The organism is Streptomyces aquilus (genome assembly GCF_003955715.1).
Lineage (GTDB): Bacteria > Actinomycetota > Actinomycetes > Streptomycetales > Streptomycetaceae > Streptomyces > Streptomyces aquilus.
This window is the reverse complement of the sequence record NZ_CP034463.1, coordinates 9527893-9545392: the sequence shown is the minus strand read 5'-3', so window position 1 is coordinate 9545392 and position 17500 is coordinate 9527893. Positions and strand designations below refer to the sequence as shown.

General features: G+C 71.7%; 19 protein-coding genes and 1 pseudogene. 12 read left to right on the top strand and 8 right to left on the bottom strand.

What is annotated here, in order from left to right:
* Positions 1 to 90 precede the first annotated feature (90 nt).
* The gene (locus EJC51_RS43780; RefSeq protein ID WP_126276201.1) at positions 91 to 981 is read right to left on the bottom strand and encodes an NAD(P)-dependent oxidoreductase; all 891 of its coding nucleotides are present in this window, start codon (positions 979 to 981) and stop codon (positions 91 to 93) included.
* Positions 982 to 1150: 169 nt separating this feature from the next.
* On the opposite strand from EJC51_RS43780, the gene EJC51_RS43775 reads away from it, so the two are divergent.
* The 3 genes from EJC51_RS43775 to EJC51_RS43765 all read left to right on the top strand — a co-directional run bounded on the left by EJC51_RS43775 (position 1151) and on the right by EJC51_RS43765 (position 2522).
* Entirely contained in the window at positions 1151 to 1525 is a 375-nt protein-coding gene (locus tag EJC51_RS43775; protein ID WP_126276200.1) for a winged helix-turn-helix transcriptional regulator, read from the top strand.
* A gap of 180 nt (positions 1526 to 1705) precedes the next feature.
* Entirely contained in the window at positions 1706 to 2131 is a 426-nt protein-coding gene (locus tag EJC51_RS43770) for a DUF6325 family protein (protein WP_126277384.1), read from the top strand.
* Between the two features lie 88 nt (positions 2132 to 2219).
* Complete coding sequence (locus EJC51_RS43765; RefSeq protein ID WP_126276199.1) at positions 2220 to 2522, top strand: SHOCT domain-containing protein; 303 nt, start codon at positions 2220 to 2222, stop codon at positions 2520 to 2522.
* Between the two features lie 67 nt (positions 2523 to 2589).
* Here EJC51_RS43765 and EJC51_RS43760 read toward each other — a convergent pair whose 3' ends face one another.
* Positions 2590 to 2844, bottom strand: a complete 255-nt coding sequence (locus tag EJC51_RS43760) for an amphi-Trp domain-containing protein (RefSeq protein WP_126276198.1) — start codon at positions 2842 to 2844, stop codon at positions 2590 to 2592.
* Between the two features lie 301 nt (positions 2845 to 3145).
* On the opposite strand from EJC51_RS43760, the gene EJC51_RS43755 reads away from it, so the two are divergent.
* Both EJC51_RS43755 and EJC51_RS43750 read left to right on the top strand, forming a co-directional pair.
* On the top strand, positions 3146 to 3751 hold the full coding sequence (locus EJC51_RS43755; RefSeq protein WP_126276197.1) for a dihydrofolate reductase family protein: 606 nt from the start codon (positions 3146 to 3148) through the stop codon (positions 3749 to 3751).
* Complete coding sequence (locus EJC51_RS43750) at positions 3748 to 4629, top strand: alpha/beta hydrolase (RefSeq protein WP_244363159.1); 882 nt, start codon at positions 3748 to 3750, stop codon at positions 4627 to 4629. Before EJC51_RS43755 ends, EJC51_RS43750 begins: the two co-directional genes overlap by 4 nt.
* A 30-nt stretch (positions 4630 to 4659) precedes the next feature.
* Here the strand turns inward: EJC51_RS43750 and EJC51_RS43745 are convergent, their stop codons facing one another.
* Together EJC51_RS43745 and EJC51_RS43740 are read right to left on the bottom strand one after the other, a co-directional pair.
* The gene (locus tag EJC51_RS43745) at positions 4660 to 5196 is read right to left on the bottom strand and encodes a hypothetical protein (protein WP_126276196.1); all 537 of its coding nucleotides are present in this window, start codon (positions 5194 to 5196) and stop codon (positions 4660 to 4662) included.
* Positions 5197 to 5589: 393 nt separating this feature from the next.
* The gene (locus EJC51_RS43740; RefSeq protein WP_126276195.1) at positions 5590 to 6327 is read right to left on the bottom strand and encodes an SDR family oxidoreductase; all 738 of its coding nucleotides are present in this window, start codon (positions 6325 to 6327) and stop codon (positions 5590 to 5592) included.
* A gap of 93 nt (positions 6328 to 6420) precedes the next feature.
* Between EJC51_RS43740 and EJC51_RS43735 the strand changes: the two genes are divergently transcribed.
* Positions 6421 to 7284 carry a LysR family transcriptional regulator gene (locus tag EJC51_RS43735; RefSeq protein WP_126276194.1) on the top strand — a complete coding sequence of 288 codons (864 nt, stop codon included), beginning with the start codon at positions 6421 to 6423 and terminating at the stop codon, positions 7282 to 7284.
* Positions 7285 to 7493: 209 nt separating this feature from the next.
* Here EJC51_RS43735 and EJC51_RS43730 read toward each other — a convergent pair whose 3' ends face one another.
* From EJC51_RS43730 to EJC51_RS43720, 3 genes and pseudogenes are all read right to left on the bottom strand, one after another.
* Positions 7494 to 7967 (bottom strand): GNAT family N-acetyltransferase, encoded by a 474-nt coding sequence (locus EJC51_RS43730; RefSeq protein WP_126277382.1) that lies wholly within the window; start codon positions 7965 to 7967, stop codon positions 7494 to 7496.
* A 26-nt stretch (positions 7968 to 7993) separates the two neighbouring features.
* Positions 7994 to 8212, bottom strand: a pseudogene (locus tag EJC51_RS43725) (low molecular weight phosphatase family protein); the annotation flags it as partial.
* 71 nt (positions 8213 to 8283) lie between these two features.
* The gene (locus EJC51_RS43720) at positions 8284 to 8670 is read right to left on the bottom strand and encodes an ArsR/SmtB family transcription factor (RefSeq protein WP_126276193.1); all 387 of its coding nucleotides are present in this window, start codon (positions 8668 to 8670) and stop codon (positions 8284 to 8286) included.
* A gap of 109 nt (positions 8671 to 8779) precedes the next feature.
* Between EJC51_RS43720 and EJC51_RS43715 the strand changes: the two genes are divergently transcribed.
* From EJC51_RS43715 to EJC51_RS43690, 6 genes are all read left to right on the top strand, one after another.
* Positions 8780 to 9235: an ArsI/CadI family heavy metal resistance metalloenzyme gene (locus EJC51_RS43715; protein WP_126276192.1), complete on the top strand. Its 456-nt coding sequence runs from the start codon at positions 8780 to 8782 to the stop codon at positions 9233 to 9235.
* Positions 9236 to 9568: 333 nt separating this feature from the next.
* Positions 9569 to 10270 carry a DUF4232 domain-containing protein gene (locus tag EJC51_RS43710; RefSeq protein WP_208870786.1) on the top strand — a complete coding sequence of 234 codons (702 nt, stop codon included), beginning with the start codon at positions 9569 to 9571 and terminating at the stop codon, positions 10268 to 10270.
* 190 nt (positions 10271 to 10460) lie between these two features.
* Positions 10461 to 10850 (top strand): hypothetical protein, encoded by a 390-nt coding sequence (locus EJC51_RS43705; protein WP_126276191.1) that lies wholly within the window; start codon positions 10461 to 10463, stop codon positions 10848 to 10850.
* 225 nt (positions 10851 to 11075) lie between these two features.
* Positions 11076 to 12827, top strand: coding sequence for a serine/threonine-protein kinase (locus tag EJC51_RS43700; RefSeq protein ID WP_244363155.1), 1752 nt, complete (start codon positions 11076 to 11078; stop codon positions 12825 to 12827).
* Between the two features lie 97 nt (positions 12828 to 12924).
* Positions 12925 to 15006 carry a DUF4139 domain-containing protein gene (locus EJC51_RS43695; RefSeq protein WP_126276190.1) on the top strand — a complete coding sequence of 694 codons (2082 nt, stop codon included), beginning with the start codon at positions 12925 to 12927 and terminating at the stop codon, positions 15004 to 15006.
* 6 nt (positions 15007 to 15012) lie between these two features.
* Positions 15013 to 16575, top strand: a complete 1563-nt coding sequence (locus tag EJC51_RS43690; protein ID WP_126276189.1) for a mucoidy inhibitor MuiA family protein — start codon at positions 15013 to 15015, stop codon at positions 16573 to 16575.
* Positions 16576 to 16822: 247 nt separating this feature from the next.
* Here the strand turns inward: EJC51_RS43690 and EJC51_RS43685 are convergent, their stop codons facing one another.
* Positions 16823 to 17491: a GNAT family N-acetyltransferase gene (locus EJC51_RS43685; RefSeq protein ID WP_126276188.1), complete on the bottom strand. Its 669-nt coding sequence runs from the start codon at positions 17489 to 17491 to the stop codon at positions 16823 to 16825.
* Between the last annotated feature and the right edge of the window lie 9 nt (positions 17492 to 17500).

The window sequence follows — 17500 nt, the reverse complement described above, 5'->3', positions numbered from 1 at the left end:
TGTTCTCGCCGACCTGATCAACGCGGGCACGGCGACCGTCTCGACACCGCTGTACTCGGCGGCACGCAAGGTCCCCGCCGAGGACAGCGCTCAGGCCTCCGGGTGCGGTGTGCGGATGCCGTCGATGATGCGGGTCCAGTTGTCGCCGCCGTGCCCGTCGGCGATCGCGCGGGCGTAATGGCGCTGCACCGCGCGAGGCAGGGCGAGATCGATGCCCGCCTGCTCACTCGCCGCGACGATGTGGTCGGCGGTGGCTCCCATCATCGTCGCGGTGCTCAGGTTGCCCGGGTGTTCACCGGCGTCGATCTGGGCGGCAGGATTCCGGCCCGCCTCCAGCATGGCCGGGATGCCGACCAGCGTCGGCATCAGCTCCGGGAAGACGTCGCTCGCCTTGAGGCCCTCCGACTGCAGCAGCGCGACGGCGTGCGTCAGCGACGACAGCGTGGTGAGGAACACGTCGAGATGCGCCAGGTACATGAGCTGGGCCAGGCCGGGGTCCTCGCCGAGATAGCGCGGCGTCCCGATCCGGGCGAGTGTCTCCCGATGCCGGTCCATCGCCTCACGGGGTCCGCTGTAGTACGCGTACGCCGCCTCGGTGCCGACCATCGGGGCCGGCACCATCACACCGCCGGTCAGGAACGTCGCTCCGTGGCCGGCCGCCCATACCGCGGCCTCACGGGTGCGGTCCGGGGTGTCGGAGCTGAGATTGACCAAGGTCCGCCCCCGTAGAGACGCCGTCGCGCCGCCCAGGGTGTCCCACATCGCCTGGTAGTCGGTCAGGCTGAGGATGCTGAGGTCACCGGCGGCGACGGCCTGCGCGGGGGTGGCGGCGAGCTGTGCCCCTGCCGCGACCACCTCCTCGGCGCGACCTGGCGTGCGGTTCCACACCGTGACCGGGTGTCCGGCTCGCATGAGGGAGCGGGCCATTGCCTGGCCCATCGGCCCGAGACCGAGCACGGTGACAGGTGAGCGAGTGGTCATGCGCGAAACTCCTTGAAGACGCTGGGGTTTGATCTCTGGATCTCTAGATCCCTTGATCACTTGTCGACCAGCTTCGCCTTCACCACCGTCCCCCGGAAGTACCGACTAAATAGTGGGGTACACACCAATTGGTAAGTACCCCCACCCAACCGAACCGAACGAGGTGCCCATGCCTGCCCGTCGAGGTCCCTACATCTGCGGAATCGATGCCGCACTCGATGTCGTGAGCGGAAAGTGGAAGGGCCTCATCCTCTGGGAGTTGCATGCCCACGGCACCCGCCGCTTCGCCGAGTTGCGTCGAGCGCTCCCCGGAGTGAGCGAGAAGATGCTCACCCAGCACCTTCGCCAGATGGAGGAGGACGGGCTCATCCACCGCGAGGTCTACGCAGAGGTGCCGCCGAAGGTCGAGTACTCACTCACGGAGGCAGGTGCCGCGCTCAACGAGGCACTGCGCCCGCTCGGCGCTTGGGGAAGCGAGCGACTTCGCCAGAACGGCCTCGCCGTCGTGGTTCCCCCGCCGTCGAAGGACCCGACAACGGCCTGAGCCCGGTCATGCCGCCCCCGGCCCCGCATGAGGTGCGGGGCCGCCCGCCCGATGCTGCAATGGGCTGACAGGAGTCACCCTCGCGGTCGCCGACGTGCCGGCCCAGGTGCACTTGCTCCGGACGCCACGATGGACCGAATCCGCTTGTGGGGAGTGGTCGTGAACACAGAGCTGGAAGACATGGGACCTGTCGACTACCTGGTCCTCGAATTCCCCGGCAACCGCATGACGGGACAGGGTTTTCCCCTGCTCCTCGACCTCGTCGACCGCGGCATCATCCGCATCCTCGACCTGGTGTTCGTCCGTAAGGAAGCGGACGGCTCGGTGGCCGCGCTGGAGCTTCAGGACATCGGCGAGGGGGTCGACCTGACCGTGTTCGAAGGAGCCTCCTCAGGCCTCCTCGACCACAGCGACCTCCAGGACGCAGCCGCGGCACTGGAGGCGGACACCTCGGCCGCGATCCTGGTGTACGAGAACACCTGGGCCGCACCGCTGGCCCGCGAGCTGCGACGCGGCGGCGCCCAGATGGTGGCCGGCGGCAGAATCCCGGTGCAGGCCCTCCTCGCGTCGCTGGACGCCCTCGAGCAGACCACCCCGTCGAGCTGACCGGTGAAGGTCTGACGCAGGCCCCTCCCGGCTCCCCTGGGAGCCCCGAATCCCCGTTCCTGACCGCGTACAACACCAAGGACACACCATGCCGGGACTTCTTCGAGGCGTCGCACGGACCGCCGTGATCTCAGGCACTGCCACAGCGGTGTCCAACCGTGTCTCCAGGCGTCAGGCCGGCCGCTGGGCACAGCAGGAGCAGCGGCAGCCCTCTTACGAACAGCCGGCCGCCGCGCCACCGCCCGCCCCGGCCCAGCCAGCGGCACCGTCCTCCACCGGCGACGACATGTCCAACAAGATCGACCAGCTCAAGCAGCTCGCCGACCTCAAGGCCCAGGGAATCCTGACCGACGAGGAGATGCAGGCCCAGAAGCGCCGGATCCTCGGCTGAGCGTCTTCACGGATCGGATCACGGAACGCCTCCGGCCCTCCCCCGTCAGTCCTCGTCCCCTCCCCCGTCAGTCCTCGTCCGCCGCGCGGCCGGCCTGCGGCGTCCGCCAGGACAGCTCGATCTCCAGGTCGATCTCGCCGTCCTCCAGCTCGACCTCAAGCTCGGTGCGCAGCTCGTCCGGGATGCGCACCGTCAGCCGGCCGGGGCCGATGTCCAGCTCCGCCTGCCCACCGCGTCTGAGCGCGGCCGCCACGGCCTCCAGCTGGTCGGCCGCCTCGACACGCGACAGCGTCCGCTTCTGTTCGAACTCGAGATCACTCACGGTGCCTCCCAGATCCTGAGCAGCCGCCGTCTCTCATTGTCACGCCGCGACGCCACATCGGCCCGGTGAGGCAGCCGTCGCCCGGAGTGGCGGAGGTCGGCGGGCCTGGGACGCTGGACGGAGACTCATCCCGTGTCCACGCCCCCCGCAACAGGCCCGGCTCCGGCGCAGCCTGGACCAGGCACGACAGACGGACAGCAACAAGGCGTCATGGGCTTTTCTCGTTGCTCCCCGGCACGGCCGATGAGTTCGCGGCTCCCGCCCGGTCCAAGCTCGTGACACCTCACGAAAGGACGCTGTCATGTCGGAGCTTCTCGTCGACTTCATCACCTCTCTGGACGGCTACGCCTCGGGAGAGGGCTGGCCCGGGTTCTGGGGCCTGGAGGGCCCGGAGTACCTCGCATGGCTCGGTGAACAGCCCGAGGTCACGTACCTGATGGGAGCGAACACCTACCGCCTGATGTCGGGCTTCGCCGCAGGCGAGATCCCCGCCGGCCAAGACGAGTTCCGTCCGGAGGAAGAAGCCTCCGTCGACCAACTCACGCAGGCATCCAAGGTGGTGTTCTCCGCCACCCTCGAAGAGCCCCTGAAGTGGGCCAACTCCACGCTCGTCCGCGACGACGCCGTTGAGGCGGTCCGCGCCATGAAGTCGACCGGCTCGGGCCTCCTCAGCACCATCGGCAGCCTCAGCCTGTCCCGCTCCCTGCTCCGAGCCGGACTCGTCGACCGCTTCCGCGTCGTGATGTTCCCGGTGATCACCGGGGCCACGGGCGAGGAACGCATTTACGACGGCTATCCGGACGTGGCCCTGGAGATGACCGACCACCGCACGTTCGACGGCCGCATCCAGCTGGTCGAGTACAAACCCCGCGTCCTCGACCACCCCCCACTCGGCACCTCGGCATGACGCCGACCGACCAGCAGGAGGAAGTCGTGTCCCCGGCCCGGCACACCTATCAGGTCCTGCCGACCAGACGGACGCAGGGGACCGACGTGCCCTGGCCGCACGATGTGCACATCGCGCTCCCCCCGTCGTACGAGCACGATGACCGCAGCTACCCGGTCCTGTGGGTGACAGACGCCTCCCTCAGCTTCCCGCTGACCGTCGGCCTGTTGAACTGGCTCCACACCGTGCAGGAAGTCGCCGAGCTCATCGTGATCGGCGTCGGTGCTCCCGACGACAGCGATCCCGCCGAGTTCGGCTCGCGTAGAACACACGACTTCTATCCGAGGCCGAGATGGGTCAACGCAGGGCCCGGCGGCGCACACATGGAAGCACAGTCCGGCGACCTGCCGAGGGGCGGCGGCGCCGAGGCGTTTCTGTCGTTCCTGGTGGACGAGTTGCGCCCGCGGTTGGCGCGCGAGTTCCGGTTCGACGACCACCACGGTCTCGTGGGGTTCTCCGGCGGCGGACACTTCGTCGGCTTCGCCCTGCTGTCCCGCCCGGCGGCCTTCGGCGGCTATCTGGCCAGCAGCCCTGCGCTCAGCGGATGCGAGGATCTGCTGTTCACGCTGGAAGCCGAATACGCCGCGACCCACGACGACCTGGCGGCGAAGGTGTTCCTCGGCGCGGGCGAGGCGGAGCTGACCGATCCCTATCTGGCCGCCGTCGACATCCTCGGGTCGATGACCCGCATGGCGCAGTTGCTGCGGCTGCGCGACTACCCGTCCCTGGAGCTCACCTCCCGCCTGTACCCGAGGCAGACGCACGGGTCGGCGTTGCCGTACGCGTTGAACGAGGGCCTGCGCACGCTGTACCCCCGCACCGCCCCCGGCGTCGGATGACGCAGCTCCACAGCTGGAGGAGGTGAGAACTCAGGACGCCGGGCTGAGCGGGGCGTCGGCAGTGGCGATGAGGCGCTCCGCTTCGGGGAGGAAGTCCTTGAGGTCGGCCCGGTCCTGCCCTTCGATCCCGACGGCGAGCAGATGATTCCTGCCCCCGTACTCGACGTCCGACAGATAGAGCCGCAGTACCGCGGGCTCCGCGATGCCATAGACATTGTCGCCGGCGTTCGGCCAGGTCAGGAAGTCCGCGCAGGCCCGCACCGGGCAGTCGGCGGCCTCGTTGACCGCCGCGCTGGAGATCGCGATGTCGACGACCTTCGCCGGCAGAGGAGCCTTGCCGATGCTGCCGCTCCGCGGTGTGGAGACGTGCAGGTTCGGCCGAGTTCCCAGCCAGGCCACGAGCTCCGAGGCGGTACTGGCCACGCCTGCGGCACGTTTGCGATCCTTGCCCACCGGGATCAGGTCGGACCAGAACAGGACCCGGTGCACATCCCAGCTGCCCTCCGGTGCCACGGAGAACTCGACGGGCTGGTCCTCATGGCTCTCCCACCGCCCGGTGAAGGCCACCGTCAGCTGCCCATTGAGGAAGTGGGACGTCCGATGTGAACCCGCAGGCAGGGTGCCGGGATCCGAACCGCCTGAGAGGCACTCCGGCGCGCAGCCGGGAATCCCCGCCGATACGGTGCTCGTCGGCGTCCTGGATGAAACACCGGCGTCACCCGAACCGCTGGAGCTGCCGCACCCGGCGACAAGTGCCGCGGCCAGCGGGACCGCGAAGAGCCGGAGCGAGGTTTGCATGACGGACCCCCGTTGCGACGGGACACCCGATGTGCCCGAAATCCTCCCAGAATGTATTGCACCGGCACAGCCGCCGGTGCGGGCGGCACACCGACGCAAGGAAGAGAGGAAGCCACGGCGGCTCGCGGTGGCGGCGTGGGCGCGGTTGAGGGCAGATCGTGGTCACCAGGGGACGACGCCGTCGTCCTCGAAGAACGACCCGCTCGGGCCGCCGTCGGGCAGTGTGGCGAGCCGGATCGGTGTGGCCGCGCCCTGTTCGGGGGTGCGGGGTCCGTGGAAGCCTGTGAAGTCGGTGGCGACCAGGCCCGGGCAGGCGGCGTTGATCAGGATGTTCGTCCCGGTGAACTGTCGGGCGTACTGGACGGTGAGGGCGTTGAGGAAGGACTTCGACGGCGCGTAGGCCGCCATGATCGGGCCGATCTCGGTGTCGGGGTCCGCCTGCCGGGTCAGGGAGCCGACGCTGCTGGAGACGTTGACGATGCGGGGCGAGGCCGAGCGTCGCAGCAGCGGCAGCATCGCGTTGGTCACCCGGACGACACCCATGACGTTGGTGTCCACGACCGTGCGGAGCACCTCCAGATCGAGCACGGTCGGGTCCTGCTCCCACCCCGGGCCCATCTCGCCCGAGACACCGGCATTGTTGACCAGGGCGTCCAAGCGCCCGGCCAGCCGTTCGACCAGCTCCGCGGCATCGGTCACGCTCCGGTCGTCGGTCACGTCCAGCGGCACCCCGAACGCGTCCACGCCGAGGGCGCGCAGCTTCCCGACAGCGGTGTCGCGTCGGGCCTCGTCACGGGCTCCCACGCCCACGCGGTATCCGAGGCTGCCCAGCCCGGCCGCGATCTCGTACCCGATTCCCTTGTTCGCGCCGGTCACCAGCGCGATCATCGTTTCGCTCATGCTGATCATGGTGGCCCTCGGACGAACAGCGCGGCCAACACCGATACGGTGGCCTGTCATACCTAGCAGGTATCACCCACGTATGCTGCGGCCGTGGACACCTTGGAAACCCGCGAGTTGAGGTACTTCGTGGCCGTCGCCGAGGAACTGCACTTCGGGCGGGCCGCCGAGCGCCTCGGCATGGCCCAGCCGCCGCTGTCGCGGGCTATCCAGCAGCTCGAACGGCGCCTCGGGGTCCGCCTGCTGGAGCGCAACCGTCGCGGTGTCCGCCTGACCGGTGCCGGAGAGGTGCTGCTCCAGGAGGGACGGGCGGCCCTCGACGCGACGGCCGCCGCCGCTCGCCGCACCCGGCGCGCCGGCGGTGCCGACAGCTTCGGCGGCTCCCGCGAACGGCTGGTCCTCGCGGTGAAGGCCGCCGCCTCCCACGACCTGCTGCGCAAGCTCCTCGACGCCTACGCGGCCGAGCCCGACAGCGCCGAGATCGAGGTGCTGCCGTGCAGCATCAACGAGCAGGAAGAACTGCTGCGCGACGGACGCGCCGACGTCGCGCTCATGCACACGCCGTGGAACTCCCTCGCCGGGTTCGACAGCGAGCCCCTGACGACCGAGGGGCAGGTCGCCGTCCTGCCGACCGGGCACCCCCTGGCCGCCCACGAAACCTTGTCCCTCGCCGATGTCAGGGACATCCCCGGTCTGCCGCTCGCCCGCTGGCCCACGCGCGGCACCTACCCACCCGGCCCTGGCCCGGAGATCCACAACCAGACACAACTGGCCCAGCTCATCGCCCTCGGACGCACCGTGGCGATCGTCCCCGACTCCGCCCGCTCCTGGCTGTGGACCGAGCACACGGCCGTCCCTTTGGCCGACGCATCGCCGATCGTGACTCATATCGCCTGGCCTGCCCACAGCCGCTCCCTCACCCTGGCCGGCCTGATCCGCACGGCCGTACGGCTCTGACCAGGTCCCGCATGTGAGACAGCGACCGGATCGCCTGGCACGGGACACGACGGCGATGCCCCTGGCAGCCTGAACCACGTCGTCCCGTCGTCACGCCGTCACGCCGTCACGCCGTCACGCCGTCACGCCGTCACGTCGTCACGCCGTCAGGACGCTGGACTCCCCGGCTTGCTGCCGGTTGATCCACCCGCGCTCGCCGCCGGGCCGGTTCAGGCGACGGCGGGGCTGCGGCGCTCGACGAGGACGACGTCGCGCCAGCGACCGCGGTGCCGGCCGAGCCGTTCGCGGGTGCCGACAACGCGGAAGCCGGCCTTCATGTGCAGGGCGAGGCTGGCGGTGTTCTCCGGGAAGATGCCGGACTGGACGGTCCAGATCCCGGCCGCGTCCGTGGAGGCCAGCAGTGCCTGGAGCAGGGCGAGGCCGACGCCGCGCCCTCGGGCGCCGGGATCGACGTAGACGGAGTGCTCGACCACCCCGGCATACACACACCGGTCGGAGACCGGGACCGCGGCGGCCCAGCCGAGCACCCGGCCGTCGCCGTCGAGGGCGGCGAGGCGGTGCTCGGCGAGCCGGGTGGCGTCGAAGACCTCCCAGGTGGGGGCGGTTTCCTCGAAGGTGGCGTCGCCGCCGTCGATCCCGGCCTGGTAGATCGCCAGGACCTGCTCGGCGTGTTCGGGGAGCATCGCGGTGACGGTCACCGCTGCGGCGGTCACGGGGTGACCTCGATGTCGAGCTCGGCGAGCAGGCCGCGGATCCGCTGCTCGATCCGGTCGCGGAGGGGGCGGACGGCGCCCGCGCCCTGGGCGGCCGGGTCGTCCGGCTGCCAGTCCAGGTACCGCTCGCCGGGGAAGGAGGGGCAGGCGTCGCCGCAGCCCCTGGTGATGACGACGTCGGAGGACCGGACCGCCTCGGTGGTGCGGCCAGGCGGCCGGCATGACCACAAGGTCGAAGTGCGCGCCCGTCCTCGACGACCTCCGCGGCCGAGCACCGCTCCCCCGGTCACCTCGCCGCTCCCGCACTCGCGCCGGCCGGGGCCTGGAGCAGGGAGGAGAGCCTGGCCAGGGCGGCGGGCAGGACCCAGTAGTAGACCCAGGTGCCGCGCCGCTCGCAGCCGACGAGCCCGGCCTCGCGCAGCACCTTGAGGTGGTGGGAGATGGTCGGCTGGGAGACGTCGAACGGGCCGGTCAGGTCGCAGACGCACGCCTCGCCGCCTTCATGGGAGGCGATCAGCGACAGCAGCCGCAGCCGGACCGGGTCCGCCAGCGCCTTGAACATCTTCGCCAGTTGGACGGCGGCTTCCCCGTCGAGCGGCTCGTGGACCATCGGCGAGCAGCACGCGGCCGCCTCCGCGTCCTGGCCGAGCACCTTCAGCTCCAGATTCGACATACGTCTATGTTGACAGCCGCCTAATCAGAGAGGCAAGCTCCCTGTATCGACAGACATCGAAACAACACGCAACAGACATCGAACCAACACTCCGATCAGGGAGCCCGCCATGTCCCGCGTTCAGCTCGCCCTGCGCGTCGCCGACCTCGAAGCCTCGATCGCCTTCTACGCCAAGCTGTTCGGCACCGAGCCGGCCAAACTCCGCCCCGGCTACGCGAACTTCGCCATCACCGAGCCCCCGCTCAAGCTCGTCCTGATCGAGGGCGAGGCCGGCGAGGACACCCGCCTCGACCACCTCGGCGTCGAGGTCGACACCACCGACCAGGTCACCGCCGCAACCGCCCGGCTCCAGCAGGCGGGCCTGGCCACCTCCGAGGAGAACGACACCTCCTGCTGCTACGCCGTCCAGGACAAGACCTGGGTGACCGGCCCGGGCCAGGAACCCTGGGAGGTCTACGTCGTCAAGGCCGACGCCGACACACTCGGCAAGAGCACGGCAGCCGCACCGAACGCCTGCTGCGGCACCACCGCGGGCTGCGCCTGCGACGGTGCGGCGGCACGGTAGGCATTTCCCGCTTTGCCCCGTGGGCAGGAGTCGGATCGTACGGATCAGCCGCAGCGACCGGGAGACCACCCCGCGCAGGTCCGCGACCCGCATCCCCCAGCCCTGCGCTGAACAGCATCGCCGCCAACAGCACCATCGCCACCGTCACAGCTCTGCCACCCGCGGAGATCGGCAGCGCCGGTCCCCGGGGCCTTCCACCGTGGTTATGGCCGAACTTCGTCACCAGTGGGTCACAGGCCGGAGTGCGGCAGAACTGACCAGCGCCACGGTTCTGTCTGGTTCGACGGAGCGGCGAAGAGCCGGGCTCCGGACGACTGGGATACGGGGGACAGCATGCGGTACGTGAACGCGGTGCGCGGTTCGGCGATGGCGGTCATCGTGACGTCAGCGGCGCTGGCGATGTCGGGATGTCAGCCCGACGGGGGCGGTACGGACAACGGATCGAGCGGCGCCACCCCGTCCGGGGCCGTCAGCTCGGCGGCCCCCTCCACACCCGACACCCCGAAACCCGCCGACTCCGCTCCCGGTGCCTCTACGCCTTCCGCCTCCCAGCCCGCGCCCACCGCCTCCGCACCCGCTCCGGGCGGGTCGGCGGCGACCTGTTCCGCCGGCAGCCTCAAGGCGACCGCACGTCAGGCCGCCGTGCGGCCGGCCGGTACGGGAACCGGGGCGGCCGTCGTCGAGTTCACCAACGTGTCCGGACGGACCTGCGCCCTCAAGGGGCACCCCACGGTGGCCGGCGCCGGAAACGGCTCTCCCGAGATGAACGTGCCTCTCACCGTCAAGCCGACCGGAGCCACGGCGTCAGTGAACGTGGCCCCCGGCGGCAAGGCGTGGGTGAAGCTGACGTTCGTACAGGTGCAGGGAGAGGCCGACGGATACTGCGTGTCCGGTTCAGCGCCCGTGGTGTATCCCACGATGGTCGTCGGACTGCCGGGATCCGGGGCGCACCAGGTGGCCCTGGACGACGGGCAGTTCGCCGAGTGCGACGACACGGTGACCGTCACCGCCGTATCGGCGGTCGAGCCGTCGTGACCGGTGCAAGGCGGCAGCGGGCCGGCAGTGCCACCCGCACCTGCTCCACGGGCCGTTGAAAGAGCCTCCGGCGTCTCACAGTTCCGCGGCACCCGCCGATGAACAGACCTCACCCCCCACGCCAACGGCCGTGCGATCGCAGCGATGTTCGGGCCGCTACGATGTGATCTTCGCCTGGGGGGATGAGCCGATGTCCGACGTGCCTGAACGCGTGATGCCCACACCGCTGCGAGCCGTCCAGATCCTGCTGCTGACGCTCGCCCTCGCCGGCATCGTCTCGATGCTCGCGCTCTCCGACAGCCTCACCGCTTACGGCCAGGGCGAGATGATGGCGCCCTGGCTGCTGGTGTGGGTCAGCGCGGCGCTCTGCCTCACCTACGACGGAAGCGCACGCGGCGGGGTACGGACGACGACCCTCGTGCTGATGGCGCTCGTGGTGCTGCCGACCGTCACACGCCTGGGCGAGGCGGCGTCGCCCGGGCCGTTCCTCGACGCGGCGGTGCGGATCCTGCTCGGGGTGCCGGTGATCGTGCTGTTGTTCCTGCCCGAGTCGACGGCCTGGTTCGACCGCGAGCGGTGACCCGTCAAGCGCGAACGGCGGCGCGACATTCACGGCTGCCGCTTCGTAGGTCACGGGCGTCGCGGGCCCCTTCCTCCGTTCCCCCGGGAAGCGCGGCAGACTCGGTGCCCGGAGCCTCCACGGCATCGAAGTCGTCGATTCGCTGAACGCGCGGGCGGGCTGGGTTAGCCTCCTCTTCCACCACATACGAACTGGCGTACGCCGAAAGCAACTTCGGGGGATTTCTTGTCCGGACAGCGGCCGGAGCCTACGGACGACGCGGGTACCGCGCTGCGGCGGACCGGTGCCTCGCCCCTGCGGCCCGGCGACCCGCGACGGGTCGGCCCCTGGGTGCCCGTGGCGCTGCTCGGCAGCGGCGGTATGGGACGGGTCTATCTGGCGCGCCCCGCGCACGACGGCCCCGGGCTGGTCGCGGCCAAGGTGATCAGGCCGGAGTACGCGGAGGACCCCAGATTCCGGCGCCGCTTCGAACGGGAAGCGGCGGTTCACGCCCGTCTGCGCATGCCGTACGCGCCCCGGTTGTGCGGCACTGGCTTCGACGACGACCTGCTGTGGATGGCGACCGACTACATCCCCGGCTTCGACCTGGCCGAGACCGTACGCGAGGACGCGCCCCTGACGACGGACTCCGTCTGGCGCCTGGTGGCCGACCTCGGGCAGGCCCTGGCGGGGCTCGGTGCCGAGGACATCGTGCACCGGGACCTGAAGCCGTCCAACGTACTGCTGTCCGTCCACGGCGCCCATGTGATCGACTTCGGGGTCTCCAAGGCCGCCGACGCCAGTGCCATCACCGGTACGGGCAATCGCGTCGGGACTCCCGCGTACATGTCGCCCGAGCACCTCAAGGAGGGCCGCTCCGACATCCGGTCAGATGTGTTCTCGCTGGCCGGGACCCTGGTCTACGCGGCCACCGGACGCGCGCCGTTCGGCGACGGCACGGGCGTCGACGTCATGCACCGGGTGGCGTACGAGAACGCGAACCCCGAGGTCCTCGGCGAGATCGCGGCGGCGGACCCGGACCTCGGCCGCTTGCTGACCGCCTGCCTGGCCAAGGAGCCCGCGGAGCGGCCCACCCCGCAGGAACTGATCGACGCCGCCGCGGCGCGTACGGTGCCGGCCGCCTGGCCCGAGCCGCTGGGCGCCAACCTGCTTGACCGGCAACAGGCTTACGAGACCCTGCGCCGCCTGCCCGTGTCGGCCCTGACCCGCCCGCCCTCGCCGGTCCTCCCCGCCGCGCGCCTCTCCGCGCGCGTCCCCAGCCCTGTTCCGTCACCCGTGGCACGACCGGTACCGGTCGAACCCGGCCCGCAGCCGGCGCCGTCGGGGCCGCCTGACCGGGCCGGGACGTCGTCCCCGCGCGGCAGACGGGCGTTATGGATCGCCGCCGCCTCCCTCTCGGCCTGCGTCCTGGCTGCGGCGACCTACTGGAGCCTCCCCGAGGAGCGGCCCGCGACCGCCGACGCCCCGGAAACCGGCACCCGCTCCGGCAGCACCATCTCCACCCTGCCCGGAGGCCGTACGCCCGCCCCCGCGCCCTCGGGCACCAGCGGCCTGACCCGCCCGGACGTCGACGGCGCCGCAGACAAGGGCGTCAACGACGGCACGGAGACGGCCACTTCGCCGACCGAGGCCCAGCCCTCCGCCGACGCCGACCCGAGCCACACCGCTCCGGCTCCCACGGCCTCCCCCACCCTCACCCCCTCCCCCACCGCGTCCACCGGCACCGCCCCGTGGCTCTCCGAGTGCACCTACTACGCCGGCAACGGACGCACCCGCCTCGGTGACAGCGGCAAACGCGTACAACAGGTGCAGTGCATGCTGACCAAGCGCGGATACAGCGTCGGAAGCACAGGCGTCGACGGGGAGTTCGGGACCGGCACCCAGGCCGCGGTGGAAGCGTTCCAGAGCGACCGGGGCCTGCAAGCCGACGGAGTGGTGGCACACGACACCTGGGGCGCCCTGCGCGACACCGACTGACTCCCCGGGCAGGACCACGACCGTGACGGTCTGCCCAGCTCGCCGGCCGGCACGGGCGCTAGGCTTCGCCCGCACGGACATGACGGGGGTTGAGTGCATGAAGTCCGAAGGGGTGCCGCGGTGGGCGTCGGCTCTGGACGCGGTGGTGGTCTACGCGCAGGGCGCGCTGTGCAGCCGACTGGCGCGGGGGACGGTTCCGCCCGACGGCCGTGTGCTGGTGACGGGGCTGCCCCGCACGGTGGACCCGGGTTCCGTGCGGGCCCGCGTCACGGGTGACTCCGGTGCGCGGGTCACCTCGGTACGCGTCGTGGTGGAGGCCGAGCCCGCCGACGGGGAATCCGCCGACGGGCTGCGGCAGGAGAGGGAACGGCTGGAAGATGCCTGCGCCGCGGCCCGGGAGCGGCACGAGCGGCTCCTGGTCCGGATCAAGGAGATCACCGAGCTCCGTCCGGTTCCGCCGCCGCGCAAGCGCGATGATCCCGATCACCACCGCCGTACTCCTGCCGAGGCGTGGTTGACGCTCGCGGACTTCGTCGACGAGCGGCTCACCCGCCTGCACGAGCGCCTCGCCGAGTCCGAGGAGGAGCTGCGCCGCCTGGAGCACGACCTGGCCATCGCCGTGGACCGCTGCGAACGTGCTTCCACCGCCGCACCGTCCGGGCAGGTTCTCACCACGGTCTGCGCGGCCGTGACCCTCGACGGCGGAACCGGTGAGGTGGACCTGGAGATCGAGTACGGCGTCCCGGGCGCCGTGTGGGTGCCGGCCTACCGCCTGACCTGCCGTCAGGCCGACGACAGCGGCACCCTCGTACTGCGGGCCGCCGTGGCCCAACGCACCGGTGAGGACTGGACCGGCGTACGGATCGCGCTGGCCACCGCCGACCTGGGGCGCGCCACGGAACTGCCGCGGCTGCGCTCGCTGCGGATCGGCCGCCGCCAGCCCGCCCCCGAGCCGTCCGGCTGGCGTGAGCCACCCGCCGGGCTCGCCGACCTCTTCACGGCGTACGACGCCGCGGGTCCCCGCCCGGCTCCGCTCTCCGCGCCGGTCCACGTCGGCGCCGTTCCCCGCTCCCCCGACGTGTACGGCGCCGCCCTCCCGCCCGTACCTCCCTCCGTGAGCGCCGCCGATGCTCCCGTCCCGCCCGCCCCTCCGGCGTACGGCGGCAGGCCCTCGGCACCCGCAGCACCTGGCGGCCTCCCGGCACCGGTCGCGTCCGCGCGAGCGGCGCAGCCGAGGATGGCGGCCCTCCACGCCGCGCCCCAGGCCGCCCCCGCGGCCGCACCAGCGGCGCCCTCCGGGGGGATGGCCCCGCCGCCGGCGCCACCCGCCCCACCCGTCGGCCCACCGCAGCCCAGCAGCGCCGAACTCGACTACGCCGCGCTCGTCCTCAACGGCCCCGCCGAACCGGCGGCCCGCAGGGGAAGGCTGTTCCCCGCCCCGTCCTTCGACCCGGTGGCCGTGGAGCACCGCCGACGGGCCGAGGCGGTCGCCGCGCTGCCGCTGCCCGCACACGCCGTGCGGCCCCGCGCGTCGGCGGGCTCCTTCGACCACCGCTACGACGCCGTCGCCCGCGCCGACGTTCCCTCGGACGGCACCTGGCACACCGTCACCGTCGGCCGGATCCCGGTCGGTCTGCGGACCGAGTACGTCTGTGTGCCGGCGGTGGAGCAGCGGGTGTACGCGACTCTGGTGCTGTCGAACGCCACCGATCAGGCGCTCCTGGCCGGTCCCGTCGAGGTCCGGGTGGACGACGACTTCGTGGTCGCTGCCGCGCTGCCCACCCTCGCCCCGGGCGGCGCCCGGCGGATGGGCCTCGGGCCGGCCGAGAGCATCCGGGTCACCCGCCGCACCAGCCTCAAGGAGTCGACGGCCGGACTGCGCAACAACGTGACCGTGCTCGCCCACGGCGTCCATGTGGAGCTGGCCAACACCCTTGGCGGGCCCGTCACCGTCGAAGTCCGCGAACAGGTCCCGACCACGACCGAGGCGGACATCCGCATCGAGGAACAGGCCGACTGGACCGTCCCCGACGACACCGCTTCCGCCGACCACCCCGACCCCGGCACGCGCGTGTGGCGCGTGGACCTGCCCGCCGGAGGCACCGCCACCCGCAGCGGCGGCTACGAGATCCGCATCCCGGCCGCGAAGGCCCTGGTCGGCGGCAACCGCAGGAGCTGACACACCATGTCCACCGACCTCGACCCGATCCCGCTGCCCGTCACCGCCGTCACCTGCCTGGAGGACCGGGCCCAGATCGAACGGTCCGTCACCCTCGAACTCCAGGCCGGCGTGCAGCGGCTGCGCCTCGGACCGGTCAGCGCTCTGGCGGTCGACCCGACCCTCCACGCCGAAGTGACCACCGCCGAAGGCGAGGCGACCGTCCTCGACGCCAAGATCGTCCGCGCCTGGACACCACGCGGGCCGCTGCCCGACGCCGACGACTCCGCTCTGCGTCTGCGCGTCCACGCCATCGAGGAGGAACGCTCGGCGCTCGAACGGCAGCGCGACCGGCTGCGTGCCCGCCTCGACCTGCTCTCCCGCCTCGCCGCCGACCTGCTGCGGGAGATCGGCGAGGGCGCCGGTCACGGCGAGACCGACACCGCGCGGTGGACGGCGGAACTGGACCGGGTGGACGACGAACGTGACGCGCACGGCGAGCACGTGCGCACCGTCGAGGCCCGGCTGAAGGCCCTCGCCACCGAGCTCCATCAGGCGGAGCACGCCATCGAGTTGTCGGAACGGCGCCAGGCCGAACTGGTCGGCCACGTCGAGCTGACCGTGCAGGCCGCCACCGCCGGCCCCGCCCGGCTGCGGCTGAGTCACCTCACCGCGTGTGCCCTGTGGCGCCCCGCCTACCGGGCCGTGCTCGACGGCGAGCACCTCAGCCTGGAGACCGACGCCATGGTCTGGCAGTGCACCGGCGAGGACTGGACCGACGTACGCCTGGCGTTGTCCACGGCCCGCTCGGCGCTGGCCACCGAACCGCCGCACCTCACGCCGGACCGGCTGACGCTCACCGACCGCTCCCCCGCGGAGCGCCGCACGGTCGCCGTCGAACTGCGCGAGGAGGAGATCGCCGAGCTGGGCCCCGCCCCGGTGCTCGGCCTGCCAGGAGTGGACGACGGCGGCCGCACCCAGGTCCTGCGCTCCCCCACTCCCGTCTCCGTCCCCGCCGACGGCCGCGCCCACCGCATCCCGCTGTCGGCAGCCGACGCGGTCGCACGCAGCGAGTACGCCTGCTCGCCCGAACTGTCCCCCCTCGTCACGCACGTCGTGCGCTGCGACAACCCCGCGGGGCACGCGCTGTTGGCGGGCCCGGTGGACCTGGTCGGAGCAGGCGGCTTCGGCGGCCGTGGGACGCTGGGCTTCACAGCTCCCGGCGCTCCCCTGGAGCTGGCCTTCGGCAGTCACGACGACTACCGGGTGCTGCGCGAGGTGGAGGAGTCCCGTGACTCCTCCGCGCTCTCCCAGCGCACCACCGTCACGCGCACGGTTCGGGTGCACCTCTCCCGCTTCTCCGCCCCGGGTGAAGCAGGCGAGCGGGTGGTGACCGTACGGGAGCGCATCCCGGTCTCCGAGGTCTCGGCGGTGGAGGTACGGATCCGCGAGGACGCCTGCTCCCCGGCTCCGGACACGGTCGACGCCGAGGGCATCGCCCGCTGGGACACCCCCCTCCCACCGAACGGCCGCCGCACGCTCACCCTCGTCTACGACATCTCGGCGAGCGGCAAGGTGACCGGGCTCTGAGACAGGCGCAACGCGCGCCTCAGCCGGAGAAGGTCAGCTGTTTCCGTACCGATGCCGCGCAGCCCAGCCGTTGTCCTGCCGGTCAGCGGCCAGGGCCGGTGGGTCACAAGGGCGTTTCGTCCCTCGTTGGGCATGTCGGCAGCGAAGGGACCGCGAAACAGAAGGCTCGCCAGAACGGCGGAACTGGTGTGGCCGACAACGCGCGTTGGTAGGCGTCACCCCCTGTCTCTGCTCTGCCGCTGCTACCTCAAGGTCTCGCGCACACGGACGCGGCGCCCTCGTGCCGGTACCAGACGCTGTCCATCTCTCGGCCGTCGGGGAGGGTGTGGCGGGGCGGGCCGGGGGCCGGGACGAAGCCGGCGCGTTCCAGGGCGCGGCGGCAGGCGAGGTTCTCCGTCGCTGTTCCCGCCCGTACCGTCGGCAGACCTGCGTGGCTGTGGGCGAACTCCGCGCCCGCCAGGAACAGTTCGGAGCCGAGGCCCTGGCCTCGATGGTCGGGGGCGAGATTGCCGCCGATCTCCGCGCTGTCCGGGTGGAGTTCGAGGTACCCGGCGTAGCGCCCGCTGTCGCGGTGTACGCAGACCATGAACTCGGGCAATTCCGGGCTGGGTTCGAAGGGCTCGGCCAGCTCGGGGTTGGACCGGATGAACCAACGGGGGGTTGCGCCGGCCGGGCCCATGCCCAGCAGGGTCCGTCTGGTGTCGGCGTCCGGTACGACCTGGTCCATCTGGTTCCCCTGCCAGTGCTGGGCATCGGGGTCCGCGCCCGCGGCGATGGCCGCCAACGCGTCGAGCTTGGTCACCGGGGTGTAGAACAGCAGGTGCCGGGTGGCCAGAGCGTGCCGGCCGGGCGTGCACGCGTCCGGGATCGCGGAGCCCGAGCCCGCTCGGTGACGTCGCAGGAGCGACCGGATCATGGCGTTCCC

Bases quoted from the DNA above. Each gene is read 5' to 3' on its own strand.
- EJC51_RS43780 (WP_126276201.1), bottom strand. From the start codon at position 981: ATGACCACTCGCTCACCTGTCACCGTGCTCGGTCTCGGGCCGATGGGC.
- EJC51_RS43775 (WP_126276200.1), top strand. From the start codon at position 1,151: ATGCCTGCCCGTCGAGGTCCCTACATCTGCGGAATCGATGCCGCACTC.
- EJC51_RS43770 (WP_126277384.1), top strand. From the start codon at position 1,706: ATGGGACCTGTCGACTACCTGGTCCTCGAATTCCCCGGCAACCGCATG.
- EJC51_RS43765 (WP_126276199.1), top strand. From the start codon at position 2,220: ATGCCGGGACTTCTTCGAGGCGTCGCACGGACCGCCGTGATCTCAGGC.
- EJC51_RS43755 (WP_126276197.1), top strand. From the start codon at position 3,146: ATGTCGGAGCTTCTCGTCGACTTCATCACCTCTCTGGACGGCTACGCC.
- EJC51_RS43750 (WP_244363159.1), top strand. From the start codon at position 3,748: ATGACGCCGACCGACCAGCAGGAGGAAGTCGTGTCCCCGGCCCGGCAC.
- EJC51_RS43740 (WP_126276195.1), bottom strand. From the start codon at position 6,327: ATGAGCGAAACGATGATCGCGCTGGTGACCGGCGCGAACAAGGGAATC.
- EJC51_RS43730 (WP_126277382.1), bottom strand. From the start codon at position 7,967: ATGCTCCCCGAACACGCCGAGCAGGTCCTGGCGATCTACCAGGCCGGG.
- EJC51_RS43720 (WP_126276193.1), bottom strand. From the start codon at position 8,670: ATGTCGAATCTGGAGCTGAAGGTGCTCGGCCAGGACGCGGAGGCGGCC.
- EJC51_RS43715 (WP_126276192.1), top strand. From the start codon at position 8,780: ATGTCCCGCGTTCAGCTCGCCCTGCGCGTCGCCGACCTCGAAGCCTCG.
- EJC51_RS43710 (WP_208870786.1), top strand. From the start codon at position 9,569: ATGCGGTACGTGAACGCGGTGCGCGGTTCGGCGATGGCGGTCATCGTG.
- EJC51_RS43705 (WP_126276191.1), top strand. From the start codon at position 10,461: ATGTCCGACGTGCCTGAACGCGTGATGCCCACACCGCTGCGAGCCGTC.
- EJC51_RS43695 (WP_126276190.1), top strand. From the start codon at position 12,925: ATGAAGTCCGAAGGGGTGCCGCGGTGGGCGTCGGCTCTGGACGCGGTG.
- EJC51_RS43690 (WP_126276189.1), top strand. From the start codon at position 15,013: ATGTCCACCGACCTCGACCCGATCCCGCTGCCCGTCACCGCCGTCACC.
- EJC51_RS43685 (WP_126276188.1), bottom strand. From the start codon at position 17,491: ATGATCCGGTCGCTCCTGCGACGTCACCGAGCGGGCTCGGGCTCCGCG.